Genomic DNA, 17,574 nt, shown 5'->3' with positions numbered 1-17,574 from the left:
ACCCCATCATGCGCTCATCGCTGAACCGTGCCCTGCCGATCCTCGACTGGGGACGGCGCTATGACCGTGCGGCGCTGCAAAGCGACCTGCTGGCGGCGGTGATCGTGACGATCATGCTGATCCCGCAATCGCTGGCCTATGCGATGCTGGCGGGGCTGCCGCCCGAGGCGGGGATCTATGCCTCGATCCTGCCGATCATCCTATATGCGATCTTCGGCTCTTCGCGGGCGCTGGCGGTGGGGCCGGTCGCGGTCGTCTCGCTGATGACGGCGGCGGCGGTGGGGCAGGTCGCGGCGCAGGGAACGGCGGGCTATGCGGCGGCGGCGCTGACGCTGGCAGTGCTGTCAGGGGGCATCTTGATCCTGATGGGCGTGTTCCGGCTGGGCTTTCTGGCCAATTTCCTGTCGCATCCGGTGATTGCGGGCTTCATCACGGCCTCGGGCCTGCTGATCGCGCTGAGCCAGTTCCGCCATATTCTGGGCGTGCAGGCGGGTGGCGATACGCTGCCGCAGATGCTGGCCTCGCTGGCAGGGGCGGTGGGCGGGACGAACCCGATCACGCTGGCGCTTGGGGTGACGACGACGGCGTTCCTGTTCTGGCAACGCAAGGCGCTGGCGCCCTTGCTGCGCCGTCTGGGGCTGTCGCCCAGGGCGGCGACGATGGTCGCGCGGGCCGGGCCGGTTCTGGCGGTGCTGGTGACGACGCTGCTGGTCTGGGGCCTTGGCCTTGACGAACGCGGTGTCGCCATCGTGGGTGCGGTGCCGCAGGGCCTGCCGCCGCTGACCCTGCCCGCCTTTTCCGGTGATCTGGTCAGCGCATTGCTGGTGCCGGCGCTGCTGATCTCGGTCATCGGCTTTGTCGAATCCGTCAGCGTGGGCCAGACCCTGGCCGCCAAGCGCCGCGAGCGCATCGACCCCGATCAGGAACTGATCGGCCTGGGCGCGGCCAATATCGGCGCGGGCTTCACCGGCGGGATGCCGGTCACCGGGGGCTTTGCGCGGTCGGTCGTGAATGCCGATGCGGGGGCCGAGACGCCCGCCGCGGGCGCCTTCACCGCCATCGGGCTGGCCATCGCGGCCTTTGCGCTGACGCCGCTGATCCATTACCTGCCCACCGCCACGCTGGCGGCAACGATCATCGTCGCGGTGCTGTCGCTGGTCGATCTGAAGATCCTTCGCCACGCCTGGGATTACAGCCGCGCCGATTTCGCCGCCGTCGCCGTGACCATCGCGCTGACCCTGCTGAAGGGCGTGGAAACCGGCGTCAGCGCGGGCGTGATCCTGTCGGTGCTGCTGCATCTGTGGAACACCTCGCGGCCCCATATCGCCGAGGTGGGGCTGGTTCCCGGCACCCAGCATTTCCGCAACATCCTGCGCCACGAGGTGCTGACCGATCCCTGCCTGCTGACCGTGCGGATCGACGAGAGCCTCTATTTCGCCAATGCCCGGATGCTCGAGGACCGTGTGCTGGACCGCGTCGCCGCCGAGCCGCGCATCCGCGACGTGGTGCTGATGTTCTCGGCCGTGAACAGCGTGGACCTGTCGGCGGTCGAAAGCCTGCAGGCGTTGAACCTGCGGCTGTCGGGCATGGGCGTGACGCTGCACCTCTCCGAGGTCAAGGGCCCGGTCATGGACCGCCTGCGCCGCAGCCATCTGCTGCACGAATTGTCGGGGCGGGTGTTCCTGTCGCAATGGGACGCGGTCGCCGCGCTGACACCCGCGCTTTGCGGAGAAACCGTGCCGAACGGCGCCGCGCCTCTCCTGCGCGGCGATGATGGCAGCGCCGCCACCCCTTGAACGCGACCCCCGCGCGGGTTACGTTTTCAGCAACTTGTCATCGGAGGGCGTGATCATGACGCCCAAGCGTCCTGCGGGTGCGGACGCGTTCCCGAGAAATACGGTCGAGCCGTCAGGCACCCGACACCCCGAGGATGGGGGGCTATACGCGGCCCTCGACCTTGGGACCAATTCGTGCCGGATGCTGATTGCCCGACCGTCGGGCAGTCAGTTTCAGGTCGTGGACAGCTTTTCCAAGCCTGTCCAGCTGGGGCAGGGGCTTGAAGCCTCGGGCCGGTTGTCGCGCAGTTCCATGGCGCGGACCGTGCATGCGCTGCAGGTCTGCAAGCGCAAGCTGGAACAGCACAAGGTCCGCAAGATGCGCATGGTCGCGACCGAGGCCTGCCGCCGCGCCCGCAACAGCCGCGACTTCATGCGCACCATCCGCCGCGAGACCGGCCTGCCGGTCGAGATCATCGGCGCCGAGGAAGAGGCACGGCTTGCCGTCATCTCTTGCGCGCCGCTGGTCAGCCACAAGACCGAGACACTGATGGTCGTCGATATCGGCGGCGGCTCGACCGAGCTTGTCTGGATCGACCTCGAGGATGTCGAACCCAAGGAACGGCCGCGCGCGATCATGCGCCTGTCGGACGGCTTCGGAAATCCGCAGCCCGGTGGCGCGCGGGTGGTGGACTGGATCAGCGTGCCCTTGGGCGTGGCGACGCTGCGCGACCAGTTCGCCGATGTCGAGGATGATCAGGGCCGCTTCGCGCTGATGTCGTGGTTCTTTGAAGAGGCGCTGGCCAATTTCACCCCATATGCCGATGGCTCGCCGGACGAAGGCTTCCAGATCATCGGCACCTCCGGGACGGTGACCACCGTGGCGGCCAGCTTTCTGGGCCTGCGCCGCTATGACCGGACCAAGGTGGACGGGCTCGAGATGACCAGCGAACAGATCGACCGGGTGATCCATTCGTATCTTCAGCTTGGCCCCGACGGGCGCAGGGCCGATCCGCGCATCGGGCGCGAGCGGCACGCCCTGATCATGTCGGGCGCCGCGATCCTGCAGACGCTGATGCGCGTCTGGCCCACGACACGGCTGTCGGTGGCCGACCGGGGCCTGCGCGAGGGGTTGCTTTATGCCCAGATGGTGCGCGATGGGGTGCTGAGGCCCGAAGGACTGAACGGAGTGGCATGATGACGAAGCAACCAGGCAGCCGCGCGGGCAAATCCAGCGGACGCGGCGCGCGCGATCTGAAGGTGCGGGTCAAGACCGCCAAGGGACGCAAGCTGTCCTCGAAACTGTGGCTGGAACGGCAGCTGAACGACCCCTATGTCGCCCGCGCCCGCCGCGAGGGCTATCGGGGCCGCGCCGCCTACAAGATCCTGGAACTGGACGACAAGTACCGCTTTCTGGTGCCGGGTGCGCGGGTCGTCGATCTGGGCTGCGCGCCGGGCGGCTGGTGTCAGGTGGCCGTGGCCCGCGTCAACGCCCTGGGCGAGCGCGCCGACAAGAAGCAGGGCCGCGTTCTTGGCCTCGACCTGCAAGAGGTGGACCCGATCGCCGGGGCCGAGATCCATCAGCTGGACTTCCTGTCCGACGGGGCGGATGATCAGGTCAAGGCCTGGCTGGGCGGGCCTGCGGATGTGGTGATGTCGGACATGGCCGCCGCCTCGTCCGGCCACAAGGGCACCGACCACCTGCGCATCGTGGCGCTGGTCGAGGCGGCGGCCCAACTGGCCTTTGACGTGCTGGAACCGGGCGGCACCTTTGTCGCCAAGGTGCTGGCGGGTGGCGCCGAGGCCGAGATGCAGGCCATGCTCAAGCGCAATTTCGAAAAGGTCGTGAACGTGAAGCCCCCGGCCAGCCGCAGCGACAGTTCCGAAAAGTTCGTCGTCGCCACCGGCTTTCGCGGTCGCGCGGCCGAAGGCGGCTTGCCGTCCGAGGTCTGAGCGGCTGAGTGACGAGCCTCGCATTCATGCTGAGGCGCGCATCTGCTTTGGGCGGTAGCGCACCGGTCCCGAAGGCTCGCGCTGGTTCGATGGCCGCGATCTTCGCGCGGTTCGGTCCCTTGCATCGCCGTCGCCCGGCAATGCGCCGCCCTGATCCGGACCAGATGTCATCCATCGCCGCGCCATTCGCTGCCCCGCCTGATCTGCATGCGAAAGGCGTCGGGCGGTCGCCCGGTCGCCGCGACGAAGGCGCGGGTGAAATGGGCGAGGCCGGAATAGCCCAGCATCTGCGCGATGCGATGCGCGGGCAGGTCGCTGTGGCGCAGCATCTCGGCCGCGCGGTCCAGCCGCAACCCGTTCAGCAGATCGATCGCGCGCCGCCCCCTGGCCCCGAGGCAGGCACGGTCCAGCGCGGTCAGGCTCGTCCCCATCTGCCCCGCCAGTTCCGCCAGCGTCACGGGCCGCCCCGGATCGGGCGCGACCTCGGCCAGAAATCGCTCGACCAGGGCGTGATCGGCCGACAAGGGGCCGGGCGGAGTGTCTGCCTCGGCCGGTGGGCCCAGCCTTTGCAGCCGCAGGGCCAGCAGCGACAGGTGATGACGCAGCGCCTTGCGGTGCGATGCCGGATCGCCGCCGCGCGCCTCCTCGGCCATCAGGTCGCGCAGCGCGAATGACAGCGGCTCGGCCTGATGCCCGACCGTTCCGGCCAGTGCCTGACCCGGAAGGGCAGGGTCCAGCCCGCGCACCAGTTCGGGCGGCAGCAGCAGGACATGCCCCTGCGTGTCGGCCCCCGGCAGGGCGGCAAAGGCCGTGCCCGCCGGGATGTAGCGCAGATCGCCCGCACACAATGTCGCGCGCGCGCCCGGCCAACGCAACGACAGGCCGCCCTGCGTGACCCAGATCAGCACATGTTCGGGGCGCGTCCTTGGCTGCGGCGGGCTGGCATGATTGCCCCAGAGAAACGCGCCAAGTGGCAGCAGCCGCAGGCTCGCATGACGCGGAACGAAGCGCCGCATCCCCGCGTGACGCACGGGTCCGAGCGGATCAGGCGCCAGAGCCAGCGCCTCGGGCGGGGTCTTGCCGCACGGGGGTTGCGGAGGGGCGAGGTCAGGGGGTGCGGCTGGCCGGTCGATAGGCCGCCCCTCGTCAGGGATCGCTGGCGCGGTCACCCCGGACCCTGCGCCTGCGCGTCTGGTCCGCAGAAGGCTTGCGGTGAAGGGAAAGCCCTTGCCCCAGTCGCTGCCGCCCAGAACCGCCATTTGCGCGCGTTTCCTCCTGCCTCATGCAAGGATCATCGCGCAAACCCGTTAAAACACCATGAAGGAAATGTGTGTTCTGCGAACCTCACGCAGAACGTGTGTCCTGAAACAGCGTCTCAGCCGCCCGGATCTGCCAGTCCCGCATCCGCCCCCGGAACCAGATCCGCTGCGTCTTGGCATATTGGCGGGTGGCGATCACCGCCAGTTCGATCGCCTCGGGCAGGCTGCTCTGGCCACGCAGATGCGCGACCAGTTCCGGTGCCCCGATGGCACGCGCCCATTGGCGGTCGGGATGCCATTCGGGCAGCATCGCCGCGACCTCGTCCAGCGCACCGTCGCGGATCATCGCGTGAAAGCGCGTCTGGATCCGGCGGGCCAGCCAGTCGCGGTCGGCCTCGATCAGGATGCGCTGGCACTGGTCGGGGGCGATCAGGGGCGGCGGCGTCTCGTCCTGCCACGAGGACAGGCCCCGCCCGGTGGCGCGCAGCACCTCCCATGCGCGCTGGACGCGGGCGGGGTTGCGGCGGTCGATCCGGGCGGCGGTGGGCGCGTCGAGATCCGCCAGCAGCCGCGCCAGACCGTCTGGTCCGCGCAGGATCGCGTCGGCCTCGGCCCGCAGGGCGGGGGGCGTGGCGGGGATCTGCGCCAGACCCCGCGTCAGCGCGGTCAGGTAAAGGCCCGTCCCGCCCGTCACGATCAGTCGCTGGCCGACCAGCCCCGCCAGATCGCGCAGCCAGTCGCCCACCGAATAGCTCTGGTCAGGCGTCACATGGCCATAGAGCGCATGGGGCGCGCGGGCCTCGTCGGCGGCGTCGGGGCGCGCGGTCAGGACGCGCCAGCACGACCAGACCTGCAGCGCATCCGCGTTCACGATCACGCCACCCTGCGCCTGCGCGACGGCCACCGCCAGCGCCGATTTGCCGCTGGCGGTGGGGCCCGCGATCAGCAGATGGCGCGATGGGTCGATTTCTGACAGGGTAGGCGCGGGCATGGGCGATCCGGGCAGTTGAACCTGCGCGCCTTTTGCGACATTTAGCGCCCCGATGAAAGCGACCGGCGACAGGAGCCCCAGATGACCACCGAGACACCCAAGCACTATGGCCGCGTGATGCTGAAGATCTCGGGCGAGGCGCTGATGGGCGACCAGGGCTACGGGCTGCATCCGCCCACCGTCTCGCGCATCGCCGACGAGGTCGAATCGGTCCAGAAGATGGGCGTCGAGGTCTGCATGGTCATCGGCGGCGGCAACATCTTCCGTGGCCTGCAGGGCAGCGCCCAGGGGATGGAGCGCACGACCGCCGACTACATGGGCATGTTGGCCACCGTGATGAACGCGCTTGCCATGCAGGCCGCGCTGGAGGCCAAGGGCCTGCATTGCCGCGTCATCAGCGCGATCCGCATGGACGAGGTCTGCGAGCCCTATATCCGCCGCCGCGCGATCCGCCATCTGGAAAAAAAGCGCATCGTGATCTTTGCGGCGGGCACCGGGAACCCCTATTTCACCACCGACACGGCAGCGACCCTGCGCGCGTCCGAGATGAACTGCGAAGCGATCTTCAAGGGGACCAAGGTGGATGGCGTCTATGACAAGGACCCGGTCAAGCATGCCGATGCGAAACGCTACGGCGAGGTCAGCTATGACGACGTGCTGCAACAGCATCTGGGCGTGATGGACGCCTCGGCCATCGCGCTGGCACGCGACAACCGCCTGCCGATCATCGTGTTCTCGCTGGATGCGCCCGGCGGCTTCCGCAGCATTCTTGAAGGTCGGGGGACCTACACCCGTGTCCATAACTGAGCAGGGCTCGTTTTCCCCGCGCGCGCGCATAGACGCGCTGATCCACGGGCGCGGGGCCCAGACCTTCATCACCACGGTGATCCTGTTCAATGCCATGATCCTGGGGATGGAAACATCGCCCCGGATCATGGCCTTCGCGGGGCCTCTGATCCTTTTTCTGGACCGCCTGTGCCTGACGATCTTCGTGATCGAACTGGCGCTGAAGCTCTATGCCCGCCGGCTGCGTTTCTTCCGCGACGGCTGGAACGTGTTCGATTTCGCCATCGTGGCCATCGCGCTGATGCCCGCGACGCAGGGGCTGTCGGTGCTGCGCGCGCTGCGGATCCTGCGGCTTTTGCGCATCGTCTCGGTCACGCCGCGCCTGCGCCGCGTGGTCGAGGGGTTCCTGTCGGCGCTGCCCGGCATGGCCAGCGTGTTCCTGCTGATGGGGATCATCTTCTACATCTTCGCGGTCATGGCGACCAAGCTCTTTGCGGGCAGCTTCCCCGACTGGTTCGGCGATCTGGGCAATTCGGCCTATTCGCTCTTTCAGATCATGACGCTGGAAAGCTGGTCGATGGGCATCGTGCGGCCGGTGATGGATGTCTATCCCCAGGCCTGGCTGTTTTTCGTGCCCTTCATCCTTGTCACGACCTTCGCGGTGATGAACCTTGTCGTCGGTCTGATCGTGAACTCGATGCAGGAGGCGCATGCCGAGGAATCCAACGTCGCCACCGAGGCCTATCGCGATGAGGTGCTGTCGCGCCTGAGCGCAATCGAAGAACGGCTGGCGCAGGCTGAACGGGACAAGCGCGAAGCCCCGTAAGGCGGCGCGCTGCCCATCCGGGGGGCAAAGGCTTTGCCAATCCCGGGCAATCTGGTTACAAGCGGAAAAACTTCAATTCAGAGGCGGTCCGGCATGGCTGAGGACATCGAAATCGACATCGACGATCTGGAACGGCGCATGAAAGGCGCGATGGAGGCCCTGCGCGGCGAATTCGCCAGCCTTCGCACGGGCCGGGCCTCGGCCTCGATGATCGACCCCGTGCAGGTCGAGGCCTATGGCCAGATGACCCCGATCAACCAGCTTGGCACGGTGAACGTCCCCGAGCCGCGCATGGTCACGATCAACATCTGGGACAAGGCCATGGTCGGCAAGGTCGAGAAGGCGCTGCGCGAAAGCGGGCTGGGGATCAATCCGCAGCTGAACGGCACCATCATCATGCTGCCCATCCCCGAACTGAACGAGGAACGCCGCCGTGAGCTGACCAAGGTGGCCGCGCAATATGCCGAGCACGCCCGCGTCGCGATCCGCAATGTGCGCCGCGACGGCATGGATCAGGTCAAGAAGGGCAAGGCCAATGGCATGCCCGAGGATGACCAGAAGCTCTATGAAAACGAGATCCAGTCGCTGACCGACCGCATGATCGCGTCGGTGGACGAGGCTCTGACGGCCAAGCAGGCCGAAATCATGCAGGTCTGACAAGGCGATGGCTTTTGCCTGGGGCGCAGCGACCGCGGTGACGGCAGGGGGGACGACGCGTCCCCGCCATGTCGCCATCATCATGGACGGCAATGGCCGTTGGGCGACCGAACGTGGCTGGCCGCGTCTGGTCGGGCACCGTCGCGGCGCCGAGCGCGTCAAGCAGATCGTGCGCGCCTGCCCCGATCTGGGGGTGGACTGGCTGACCGTCTACGCCTTCTCGACCGAGAACTGGAAACGCTCGACCGAGGAAGTGCTGGGCCTGATGAAGATCTTCCGCCGTTATATCGAGCGCGAGGCCGAAAGCATGTCGGCCGAGGGCGTTCGGATGCGCTTCATCGGCGGGCGCGAGCGGCTGGACCAGAAGCTGCAGGACCTCATGGCCTCGATCGAGGCGCGGACGGCGGGCAATACCCGACTGAACCTGACCGTGGCGATCAATTACGGCGGCAGGGACGAATTGCTGCGCGCCTCGCGGCGTCTGGCGGACAAGGTCGCGCGCGGCGAGGTGGACCAGCCCTGCGAGGCCGATCTGGAAGCCTGCCTCGACACGGCCGGCCAGCCCGATCCCGATCTGGTGATCCGCACCTCGGGCGAGACGCGGATCTCGAACTTCCTGCCCTGGCAGGCGGCCTATTCAGAATACGAATTCACCCCGACGCTGTGGCCCGATTTCACGCCGCAGCACCTGTCGGACATCCTTGACCGCTTCGGCCTGCGCGAGCGGCGCTTTGGCGGCGCATGAAGGCCGGGTCGCGGATAGGCAGCGCCTCCGCCTCGGCGGGCAAATGGTCTGACCTGTCGCGGCGGATCGCCTCGACGCTGGTGCTGCTGGCGATCGGTGTGCTGCTGGCCACCGCGCAAGGCGTCTGGCTGCGGCTGGGCATGGCGGTGATCTCGGCCATCACTTTCTGGGAACTGGCGGCGATGACCGGCTGGCGCAAGCCTGCCCGCCATGTCACCCGGTTCGGCCGTTCGCGCGCCGTGGCGCTTGCGGCGCTGGCGGGCGTCGCGCAGGCCGTCGCCCTGACCGAGGCGCATCCGCTGATCTGGCTGGCCCTTGCCGTGCCGCTGATCGCGGGCGTTCCGGGCGCGGCGCGGCGCGACCGGCTGACCTATGTTCTGTTCGGCGCGGCGATCCTGCTGGTCGCCTATGGCCTTGTCGGCTTCCGCGAGGCATACGGCCTGCCCTTCGTGCTGTGGCTCATGGGCATCGTGATCGTCTCGGACACGGCGGGTTACTTCTTTGGCCGGATGATCGGGGGGCCAAAATTCTGGCCCTCACTCAGCCCGAAAAAGACCTGGTCCGGGACCATCGCGGGCTGGGTCGGCGCCACGGCTCTGGGTCTGGTTCTGTGGCTGACCGATCATGGCGACGCGGCGCTGATCTGGGTGTCTCCTCTGGTTTGCTTTGCCGGGCAACTGGGCGATATCGCCGAAAGCTGGCTGAAGCGGCGGGCGGGCGTCAAGGACAGCTCGAACCTGATCCCCGGCCATGGCGGCTTCATGGATCGTTTTGACGCAGTGACGGGGGCGGTGCTGGCCACGATGCTGATCGGGCTGCTGACCAGCCTGCCGGTGGTGAACTGACGTGACGCGACGCATCTCGATCTTTGGCGCGACCGGCTCGGTCGGGATCAGCGGCGTCGATCTGATCCGCCGCGACCCGGACCGTTTTCACGTGGTGGCGCTGACGGGCGGGCGCAACATCGCGCGTCTGGCGCAGCAGGCGCGCGACCTGAGTGCCGAGATCGCCGTGACCGCCCATGACGACCTGCTGGACGACCTGCGCACCGCGCTTGAGGGCAGCGGCACCATCGCCGCCGCAGGCCGCGAGGCGCTGATCGAGGCCGCCGCGCGTCCCGCCGATTGGGTCCTGTCGGCCATCGTCGGCGCTGCGGGTCTGGCGCCGGGGCTGACGGCGCTGGCACAGGGCGGCGTTCTGGCGCTGGCCAACAAGGAATCGCTGGTCTGTGCGGGTGCGTTGCTGCGGCAGGCGGGCCGGGCGGGCGGCGCCACGATCCTGCCGGTGGACAGCGAACATTCCGCGCTGTTTCAGGCGCTTCAGGGCGAAACCCTCGACAGCGTCAAGGATGTCACCATCACCGCATCGGGCGGGGCCTTCCGCGACTGGCCGCTGGAGCGGCTGGCGGCGGCAACTGTGGCCGAGGCCTCGACCCATCCGAACTGGGCGATGGGCCAGCGCATCACCATCGACAGCGCATCCATGTTCAACAAGGCGATGGAGGTGATCGAGGCCAAGGAGTTCTTCGGCCTCGGCGCGGATCGCATCAAGGTGCTGGTCCACCCGGAATCGATCATTCACGCGATGGTCAGCCACCATGACGGCGGCAGCATCGCGCATCTGGGCGCGCCCGACATGCGCCACGCCATCGGCTATGCGCTGAACTGGCCCGACCGCAGGCCGCTGCCCGTCGCGCCCCTTGATCTGGCCGCGCTTGGCAGCCTGACCTTCCGCCAGCCCGACGAGCGCCGCTGGCCGGCCCTGCGCCTTGCGCGCGAGGTGATGGCGGCGGGGGGCGCGGCGGGGGCGGTCTTCAACGCGGCCAAGGAACAGGCGCTGGACGATTTCATCGCCGGGCGCATCCGCTTCACCGACATGGCCCCGCGCGTCGAGGCCACGCTGACTGATCTGGCCGGGCTGGGGGGCTTCGGCACCGACCCCGCCACCCTTGACGAGGTGCATCACTGGGACGCGCTGTCCCGCGAAAGGACCGCCGCATGACCGAGATCCTGACCGGCACGCTTGGCACTTTGTGGACGCTGGCGGCCTTTGTGGTCGCGCTGGCGGTGATCGTGACGGTGCATGAATACGGCCATTACATCGTGGGCCGCTGGTCCGGCATCCGCGCCGAGGTGTTCAGCGTGGGCTTCGGCCCGCGTCTGGCCGCCCGGCGCGACCGGCGCGGCACCGTCTGGCAGGTCGCAGCGATCCCGCTTGGCGGCTATGTGCGCTTCATGGGTGATGACAACATCGCAAGTGCCGGGCCGGGCCGCGCGGTCGATCCCGCGCTGCGGCGCCAGACGCTGGACGGCGCGCCGCTCTGGGCGCGCTTTGCCACGCTGCTGGCCGGGCCGGTCTTCAACTTCATCCTGTCGATCCTGATCTTCGGCGGCTTTGCGGTGGTGCAGGGCGTGGCCCAGCCCGAGGTGCGCGTGGGCACGATCTCGGCCTCGCCGCCTGCGGTGCAGAACCAGCTGCAACCGGGCGATCTGGTGCTGGCGGTGGGTGATCTGCCCGTCGAGAGCTGGGCCGATCTGGGCCGCGCCTCCGAGGCGCTGCCCCATCAGCCCGTCCAGACCTGGACCATCGAACGCGAGGGCCGCCGCCTGACCCTCCCCGGCCCCGACCCGATGCCCGCCCGCATTTCCGGCGTGGCGCCCCGCAGCGCCGCCGCCGAGGCGGGCCTGCGCGCGGGCGACGTGATCCTGGCCATCGATGGCGAGACGGTCGCGCGCTTCACCGATCTGCGCGCCGCCGTCGAGGCGGCTCAGGGCGAGCCCCTTGCCCTGCGCCTCTGGCGCCCCGGCGCGGGCGAACGCGAGGTCACGCTGCGCCCGAAACTGTCGGACCTGCCCGCAGAGGGCGGCGGCTTTGAACAGCGCTGGCTGATCGGCGTCACCGGCGGCGAGAGCTTCTTCACCCCCGCCACCCGCCGCGCCGGCCCGCTTGAGGCGCTGGCACTGGGCGCGGGGCAGACCTGGGCGATCATCGCATCCTCTGTGACCGGGCTCTGGGCGATGATCACCGGCCAGATCGGCACCTGCAATCTGGGCGGCGCGATCAGCATAGCCGAAAGCACGGGGCAGGCGGCCAGCGCGGGGGGCGGCAACTTCCTCTGGTGGATCGCGGTCCTATCGGCGGCGATCGGTTTCCTGAACCTCCTGCCGATCCCGGTTCTGGATGGCGGCCACCTGATGTTCTACAGCTACGAGGCGATCACCCGGCGCAAACCGTCCGAGCGGGTGCTGAACATGCTGACCTCAATCGGCCTGTTCGCGGTGCTGGCGCTGATGATATTCGGGCTGACGAACGATCTTTTCTGCCCCTGACGCGGCAGGGCTTTTGACAGGCCCGCCCCGTTGGCGCTAGAGAACCAGAAAAAGATCGCCGTCGCGGTCGCCGACACAAGAGGGGCAGTCATGACACGGAAACTGGGCAAGGGCGCTGTGGCGCTGATGACGGCTCTGGCAATTGCCGCACCGGCGGGCGTGGCGCCTTGGCAGGCCAGCGCGCAGACCATCTCGGCCATCCGGGTCGAAGGGAACCAGCGCGTCGAGGAAGGGACGATCCGCTCCTTCATGAACCTGCCCGCCGGGAACGCCTCGCCGGGCGAGATCAACGACGCCCTGCAACGCCTGCAGAATTCGGGCCTGTTCGAGACGGTCGAGATCGTCCAGCAGGGCGGCACGCTTGTCGTGCGGGTGCGCGAGTATCCCACGATCAGCCGGATCAACTTCGAGGGCAACCGCCGCCTCAACAACGAGCGCCTGTCCGAGATCATCCGCAGTCAGGAACGCCGCATCTACCAGCCCAGCCAGGCGATCCAGGACGCGCAGGCCATCGCCGAGGTCTATGCCGCCGAGGGCCGTCTGGCCGCCCGCGTCGATCCGCGCATCATCCGCCGCAGCGACAACCGCGTCGATCTGGTCTTCGAGGTCCGCGAAGGCAATGTCACCGAGATCGAACGCCTCAGCTTCACCGGCAACCGCGCCTTTTCCGACCGCCGCCTGCGGAACGTGCTGCAGACCAAGCAAGCCGGCCTTCTGCGGACCTTCATCCGCCGCGACGCCTTCTCGCCCGAGCGCATCCCGCTGGACGAGCAGCTTCTGACCGATTTCTACCGCTCGCGCGGCTATGCCGATTTCCGCGTGCAGGCCGTGACCCCTGAAATCGCGCGCGAACGCGACGCCTTCTTCATCACCTTCAACATCCAGGAAGGCCCGCGCTACCGCTTCGGGCGCATCGACACCGTGTCCGAGGTCCCGGGCGTCGATGCCGCGGCCTTTGCCGCGCAGAACCGCGTCCGCCGGGGCGAGGTCTACAACCCCGCCGTCATCGACAACACGATCCGCCGGATGGAAACCATCGCCATCCAGCAGGGCCTGAACTTCGTCAATATCGAGCCCCGCGTCACCCGGAACCCGGAAAACCAGACGCTGGACCTGACCTTCGCGCTGGTGCGCGGCCAGCGCGTCTTTGTCGAGCGCATCGACATCGAGGGCAATACGACCACGCTGGATGAAGTGATCCGCCGCCAGTTCTCGGCCGTCGAGGGCGACCCCTTCAACCCGCGCGAGATCCGCAATTCGGCTGAACGGATCCGCGCGCTTGGCTATTTCGCGGATGCCCAGGTCGAGACCCGGCAGGGCAGCGGCCCCGATCAGGTCATCGTCGGCGTCAACGTCGAGGAACAGCCGACCGGCTCCCTGTCCTTTGGTGCCTCTTACGGCGTCAATGCCGGGATCGGCCTGAATGCCGGTCTGAGCGAGGAGAACTTCCTCGGGCGCGGCCAGTCGGTCGGGCTGCAGATATCGACCGCCAGCGGCGACCGCACGGCATCGGTCAACTTCTCGGAACCGTTCTTCCTGGGCCGTAACCTGCGCTTCAGCATCGCGGCGAACTACAACGAGACCGAGAGCCTCAATTCCGATTACGACACCCGCACGCTTGGCCTGCGCCCTTCGATCGAATTCCCGGTCTCGCAGAATGCCCGGCTGGAACTGCGCTACCGCGCATCCAAGGATACGCTGCGCAACGTGGACGAGGACAGCTCGGTCCAGCTGCGCAACGAAGAGGGCAGCCGCGTCACCTCGGCCCTGGGCTACACCTATAACTGGGACAGCCGCCGCACGGGGCTGGACCCGCTGACCTCGTATCGCTTCAGCTTCGGTCAGGACATTTCAGGCTTCGGCGGCGATGCGAAGGCCGTGACCACGACGGTTTCGGCGGGCGTCGAAAGCAATGCCTGGCGTGAAGAGATCACGCTGCGCGCCCAGGTCGAGGCCGGCGCCATCGAGGGCTATGACGGCTACCAGCCCTGGATTCTCGACCGCTTCCGCAGTGGCAGCCGCATCCGCGGCTTCGAGCCGAACGGCCTTGGCCCGCGCGATCTGGGCGCAGGCAATCAGGACGCGCTCGGTGGCAAGTATTTCTGGGCCGCCCGCGCCGAGGCGCAGTTCCCCATCGGCCTGCCCGAGGAATACGGTATCAGCGGCGGCCTCTTTGCCGATGTCGGCTCGCTCTGGGGTCTGGACGACGTGGCGGGGACGACGGGCACGATCAACGACAGCATGCAGGTGCGGTCCTCGGTGGGCGCCTCGATCTTCTGGACGACGCCCATCGGGCCCTTGCGGTTCAATTTCTCCAAGGCGCTGAGCAAGGAAGATTTCGACCGCACGCAGAATTTCGACCTGACGATCCAGACCCAGTTCTGAGATGCGCGGCGCGGGTCTCATCGCGGCGCTGGTCGCGGCGCTGGCCCTGCCCGGCGCCGCGCTGGCGCAGGCCGAAGGTGCGCCTCCGGGCGGCGTCTCGGCCGATGCCGACCTGCCCACGCCCAGGATGCCCACCCCGGACATGCCCGCCGCGGCCGGCGATCTGCCCGCGCGGGTGATCGCCCAGCCCGACCTGTCGGGTCTTCCGGCATCGGCCATCCTGACCATCGACCAGAACCGGCTCTATACCCAATCCGCCTGGGGACGCCGCGCCCAGACCCTGCTCGAGGCCGAAGGCAGCAAGATCGTCGCCGAGAACGAGCGTCTGACCCAGCTTCTCTCCTCGGAAGAGGCCACGCTGACCGAACAGCGCGCGACCTTGCCGCCTGACGAATTCCGCAGCCTGGCCGAAGCCTTCGACCAGCGCGCCACCCGGATCCGGCGCGAACGCGCCCAGGCGGTGCAGGCGCTGAACGATTGGGCCGATGCGGATCGGGACGCCTTCGTCCGCGCGGCGCTGCCGCATATGGGTGACATGATGTCCGAACGCGGCGCGGTGGCGGTGCTGGACTATCGCACGGTCTTCGTCTCGCTGGACGCGATCGACATCACCGAGGCGCTGACCGACCGCCTCGACCGCGAGATCGGCGACGGGGCAGGGGCCGTCCCCCTGCCCGACGCTCCGCGTTAGGGCAGCGTCGCCAGCCGCTCGGTCAACAGCGCAAACATCCCGTCGCGGTCCAGATCGCGGATGAACAGCGCATTCGGGGCCCGCCCGCTGACACGCCACCAATCGGCGACCGTCATGCCGGTGGTGAACTTCCCCTCGGTCTCGACCTCGACATTGATCTCGCGGCCATGGAACAGATCGGGGCGGATCAGCCAGGCGATTGTGCAGGGGTCGTGCAGGGGCGCGCCGCTGCTGCCGTATTTTTCGCGGTCGTAACGCTCGAAGAAATCGGTCCAGCTTGCCACGGCGGGGCCGCAGCGCCCCGGCAGGGCCCGCATCCCCTCGACCCAATCGCGCGAGGTCAGCGCCTTGTGCGTCACATCCAGCGGCATCATCACGATCGGCACACCCGAGGCAAAGACCTCGGCGGCGGCCTCCGGATCGACATAGATGTTGAACTCGGCGGCCGGCGTGATGTTGCCCACCTCGAAATAGGCCCCGCCCATCAGCACGATGCGCTGCACCCGGCCGATGATGTCGGGCGCACGGCGGAACGCCTCGGCAATGTTGGTCAAAGGCCCGATGGGCACCAGCGTCACGCTGCCCGCCGCCTCCCGGCGCAACGCCTCGATGATGAACTCGACCCCGTGCTGCGCCTGCAAGGGCAGGCCGGGCGCGGGCAGGTCGATGCCGTCAAGCCCGGTCTTGCCATGCACATGCTCGGCCGTCACAAGATCCCGCGCCAGCGGCCTGTCGCAACCCGCAAAGACCGGCACATCCGTTCGACCCGCCAGTTCCACGATCTTGCGGGCATTCACCTCGGTCAGCGCCAGCGGCACGTTCCCCGCGACCGCCACGACGCCCAGAACCTCGATCTCGGGCGAGGCCAGAGCCAGCAGGATGGCCACGGCATCGTCCTGGCCCGGATCGGTATCGATGATGATCTTCTGCGCCATCTCTCACTCCAATGTCAGGCCGAAACCTGCGCCAGACATGCAAAAGGCGCAAGCCCCCGCCTGCGCCTTTGCCTTGGTTCAAATATCCCGGGGGTGTGGGGGCTGGCCCCCACTCTCCGCCCCCGGCAAGGATCAGCCGTCGAAGTTGACGCGCTCGATCAGGTCCAGCGCGCGCGGGCGCAGATCCGAGATCTCGGACAGGGCCAGATCGTCGGCCTCGAACTCGCCCCAGCTGGCGACCAGCTCGGACAGGGCCACGCCTTCCTTGACGGGGAATTCGTGGTTCGTCTCGGCATAGATGCGCTGCGCTTCGTCACCGACCAGGAATTCCACCAGCTTCAGCGCGTTGTCGCGGTTCGGCGCGGCCGAGGTCATGGCGACGCCCGAGATGTTCAGATGGGTGCCGCCATTCTCGAAGGTCGGGAATTCGATGCGCACCGACTCGGCCCAGGCCTTCTGCTCCTCATCGGCCAGCATGCCGCCCATGTAATAGGTGTTGCCGATGGCGATGTCGCATTCCCCGGCCCAGATCGCCTTGACCTGGTCGCGGTCTCCGCCTTCGGGCTTGCGGGCGAGGTTCGCCTTGATGCCTTCCAGCCAGGCGACGGTGGCCTCTTCGCCGTGATGCGCCAGATGGGCGGCGGTCAGGGCGACGTTGTAATCATGGGTAAAGACGCGGGTGCAGATGCGGCCCTGCCATTTCGGATCGGCCAGATCCTCATAGGTGGTGATTTCGCCATCCGCCACACGGTCCTTGTGGGCATAGATGATGCGGGCGCGGGTGGTCAGGGCGAACCACTGATTTTCGTCGTCGCGCAGGGTCGCGGGGATGACCGAAAGCGCCTCGGCGTCCATCGGCTGGGTGACACCGGCCTCTTCGACCTCGCCCAGACGGGCCACGTCAACGGTCAGGATCAGGTCGGCGGGCGAACGCGCGCCCTCGGCCTGCAGGCGCTCGACCATGCCCTTGTCCACAAAGGACGAATTGACCGTGATGCCGGTTTCGGCCGTGAAGGCGTCGAACAGCGGCTGGATCAGCTCGGGCTGACGGTGCGAATAGACGTTCACCTCTTCGGCGAAGGCCGGGATCGCGGTGGCGCCGAGAACGGCGACGGTGGTCAGGAGACGCATGTTGACCTCTTTTGTCAGATTTCCCGGCGCTCTTGCCATAATCCGACGAAAGCTGTCAAGAAAATCTGCGCGCTGCGACATGTCGTCCCCCGCGCGTGACGGATTGACCAG

Annotated in this window: 16 protein-coding genes; 12 read left to right on the top strand and 4 right to left on the bottom strand. The window is 67.9% G+C overall.

The window, feature by feature from the left end; all coding sequences use genetic code 11:
• Positions 1–8 precede the first annotated feature (8 nt).
• From ACTZWU_RS13050 to ACTZWU_RS13040, 3 genes are read left to right on the top strand one after another with little or no spacing between them, the layout of a single operon-like run.
• Positions 9–1,796 carry a SulP family inorganic anion transporter gene (locus ACTZWU_RS13050; RefSeq protein WP_444737795.1) on the top strand — a complete coding sequence of 596 codons (1,788 nt, stop codon included), beginning with the start codon at positions 9–11 and terminating at the stop codon, positions 1,794–1,796.
• 55 nt (positions 1,797–1,851) lie between these two features.
• Positions 1,852–2,973: a Ppx/GppA phosphatase family protein gene (locus ACTZWU_RS13045; RefSeq protein WP_444737794.1), complete on the top strand. Its 1,122-nt coding sequence runs from the start codon at positions 1,852–1,854 to the stop codon at positions 2,971–2,973.
• Complete coding sequence (locus ACTZWU_RS13040) at positions 2,973–3,728, top strand: RlmE family RNA methyltransferase (RefSeq protein ID WP_444737793.1); 756 nt, start codon at positions 2,973–2,975, stop codon at positions 3,726–3,728. The genes ACTZWU_RS13045 and ACTZWU_RS13040 overlap by 1 nt, the downstream gene beginning before the upstream one ends.
• A 167-nt stretch (positions 3,729–3,895) precedes the next feature.
• Here ACTZWU_RS13040 and ACTZWU_RS13035 read toward each other — a convergent pair whose 3' ends face one another.
• Both ACTZWU_RS13035 and miaA read right to left on the bottom strand, forming a co-directional pair.
• Entirely contained in the window at positions 3,896–4,987 is a 1,092-nt protein-coding gene (locus ACTZWU_RS13035) for an AraC family transcriptional regulator (RefSeq protein WP_444737792.1), read from the bottom strand.
• Between the two features lie 85 nt (positions 4,988–5,072).
• The gene (miaA, locus tag ACTZWU_RS13030) at positions 5,073–5,978 is read right to left on the bottom strand and encodes a tRNA (adenosine(37)-N6)-dimethylallyltransferase MiaA (protein WP_444737791.1); all 906 of its coding nucleotides are present in this window, start codon (positions 5,976–5,978) and stop codon (positions 5,073–5,075) included.
• Positions 5,979–6,059: 81 nt separating this feature from the next.
• On the opposite strand from miaA, the gene pyrH reads away from it, so the two are divergent.
• From pyrH to ACTZWU_RS12985, 9 genes are all read left to right on the top strand, one after another.
• Complete coding sequence (gene pyrH / locus ACTZWU_RS13025) at positions 6,060–6,785, top strand: UMP kinase (protein ID WP_444737790.1); 726 nt, start codon at positions 6,060–6,062, stop codon at positions 6,783–6,785.
• Between the two features lie 28 nt (positions 6,786–6,813).
• Positions 6,814–7,590, top strand: a complete 777-nt coding sequence (locus ACTZWU_RS13020; RefSeq protein ID WP_444737832.1) for an ion transporter — start codon at positions 6,814–6,816, stop codon at positions 7,588–7,590.
• Positions 7,591–7,683: 93 nt separating this feature from the next.
• Positions 7,684–8,247 (top strand): ribosome recycling factor, encoded by a 564-nt coding sequence (gene frr, locus ACTZWU_RS13015; RefSeq protein WP_304615945.1) that lies wholly within the window; start codon positions 7,684–7,686, stop codon positions 8,245–8,247.
• Positions 8,248–8,254: 7 nt separating this feature from the next.
• Entirely contained in the window at positions 8,255–8,992 is a 738-nt protein-coding gene (uppS, locus tag ACTZWU_RS13010; RefSeq protein WP_444737789.1) for a polyprenyl diphosphate synthase, read from the top strand.
• Positions 8,989–9,837: a phosphatidate cytidylyltransferase gene (locus ACTZWU_RS13005; protein ID WP_444737788.1), complete on the top strand. Its 849-nt coding sequence runs from the start codon at positions 8,989–8,991 to the stop codon at positions 9,835–9,837. Before uppS ends, ACTZWU_RS13005 begins: the two co-directional genes overlap by 4 nt.
• A gap of 1 nt (position 9,838) precedes the next feature.
• On the top strand, positions 9,839–10,993 hold the full coding sequence (gene dxr / locus ACTZWU_RS13000; RefSeq protein WP_444737787.1) for a 1-deoxy-D-xylulose-5-phosphate reductoisomerase: 1,155 nt from the start codon (positions 9,839–9,841) through the stop codon (positions 10,991–10,993).
• Complete coding sequence (gene rseP / locus ACTZWU_RS12995; RefSeq protein ID WP_444737786.1) at positions 10,990–12,321, top strand: RIP metalloprotease RseP; 1,332 nt, start codon at positions 10,990–10,992, stop codon at positions 12,319–12,321. The genes dxr and rseP overlap by 4 nt, the downstream gene beginning before the upstream one ends.
• 90 nt (positions 12,322–12,411) lie before the next feature.
• The gene (gene bamA / locus ACTZWU_RS12990) at positions 12,412–14,706 is read left to right on the top strand and encodes an outer membrane protein assembly factor BamA (protein ID WP_444737785.1); all 2,295 of its coding nucleotides are present in this window, start codon (positions 12,412–12,414) and stop codon (positions 14,704–14,706) included.
• A 1-nt stretch (position 14,707) separates the two neighbouring features.
• Positions 14,708–15,397, top strand: coding sequence for an OmpH family outer membrane protein (locus tag ACTZWU_RS12985; RefSeq protein ID WP_444737784.1), 690 nt, complete (start codon positions 14,708–14,710; stop codon positions 15,395–15,397).
• Here ACTZWU_RS12985 and ACTZWU_RS12980 read toward each other — a convergent pair.
• Positions 15,394–16,332, bottom strand: a complete 939-nt coding sequence (locus ACTZWU_RS12980; protein ID WP_444737783.1) for a nucleoside hydrolase — start codon at positions 16,330–16,332, stop codon at positions 15,394–15,396. The genes ACTZWU_RS12985 and ACTZWU_RS12980 overlap by 4 nt on opposite strands.
• A gap of 132 nt (positions 16,333–16,464) precedes the next feature.
• The gene (locus ACTZWU_RS12975) at positions 16,465–17,463 is read right to left on the bottom strand and encodes a Fe(3+) ABC transporter substrate-binding protein (RefSeq protein WP_444737782.1); all 999 of its coding nucleotides are present in this window, start codon (positions 17,461–17,463) and stop codon (positions 16,465–16,467) included.
• Positions 17,464–17,574 lie beyond the last annotated feature (111 nt).

The organism is Paracoccus sp. NSM (assembly GCF_052379855.1).
Classification (GTDB): domain Bacteria; phylum Pseudomonadota; class Alphaproteobacteria; order Rhodobacterales; family Rhodobacteraceae; genus Paracoccus.
The sequence above is the reverse complement of the archived record's forward strand: the minus strand, read 5'-3'. Positions and strand labels throughout refer to the sequence as shown.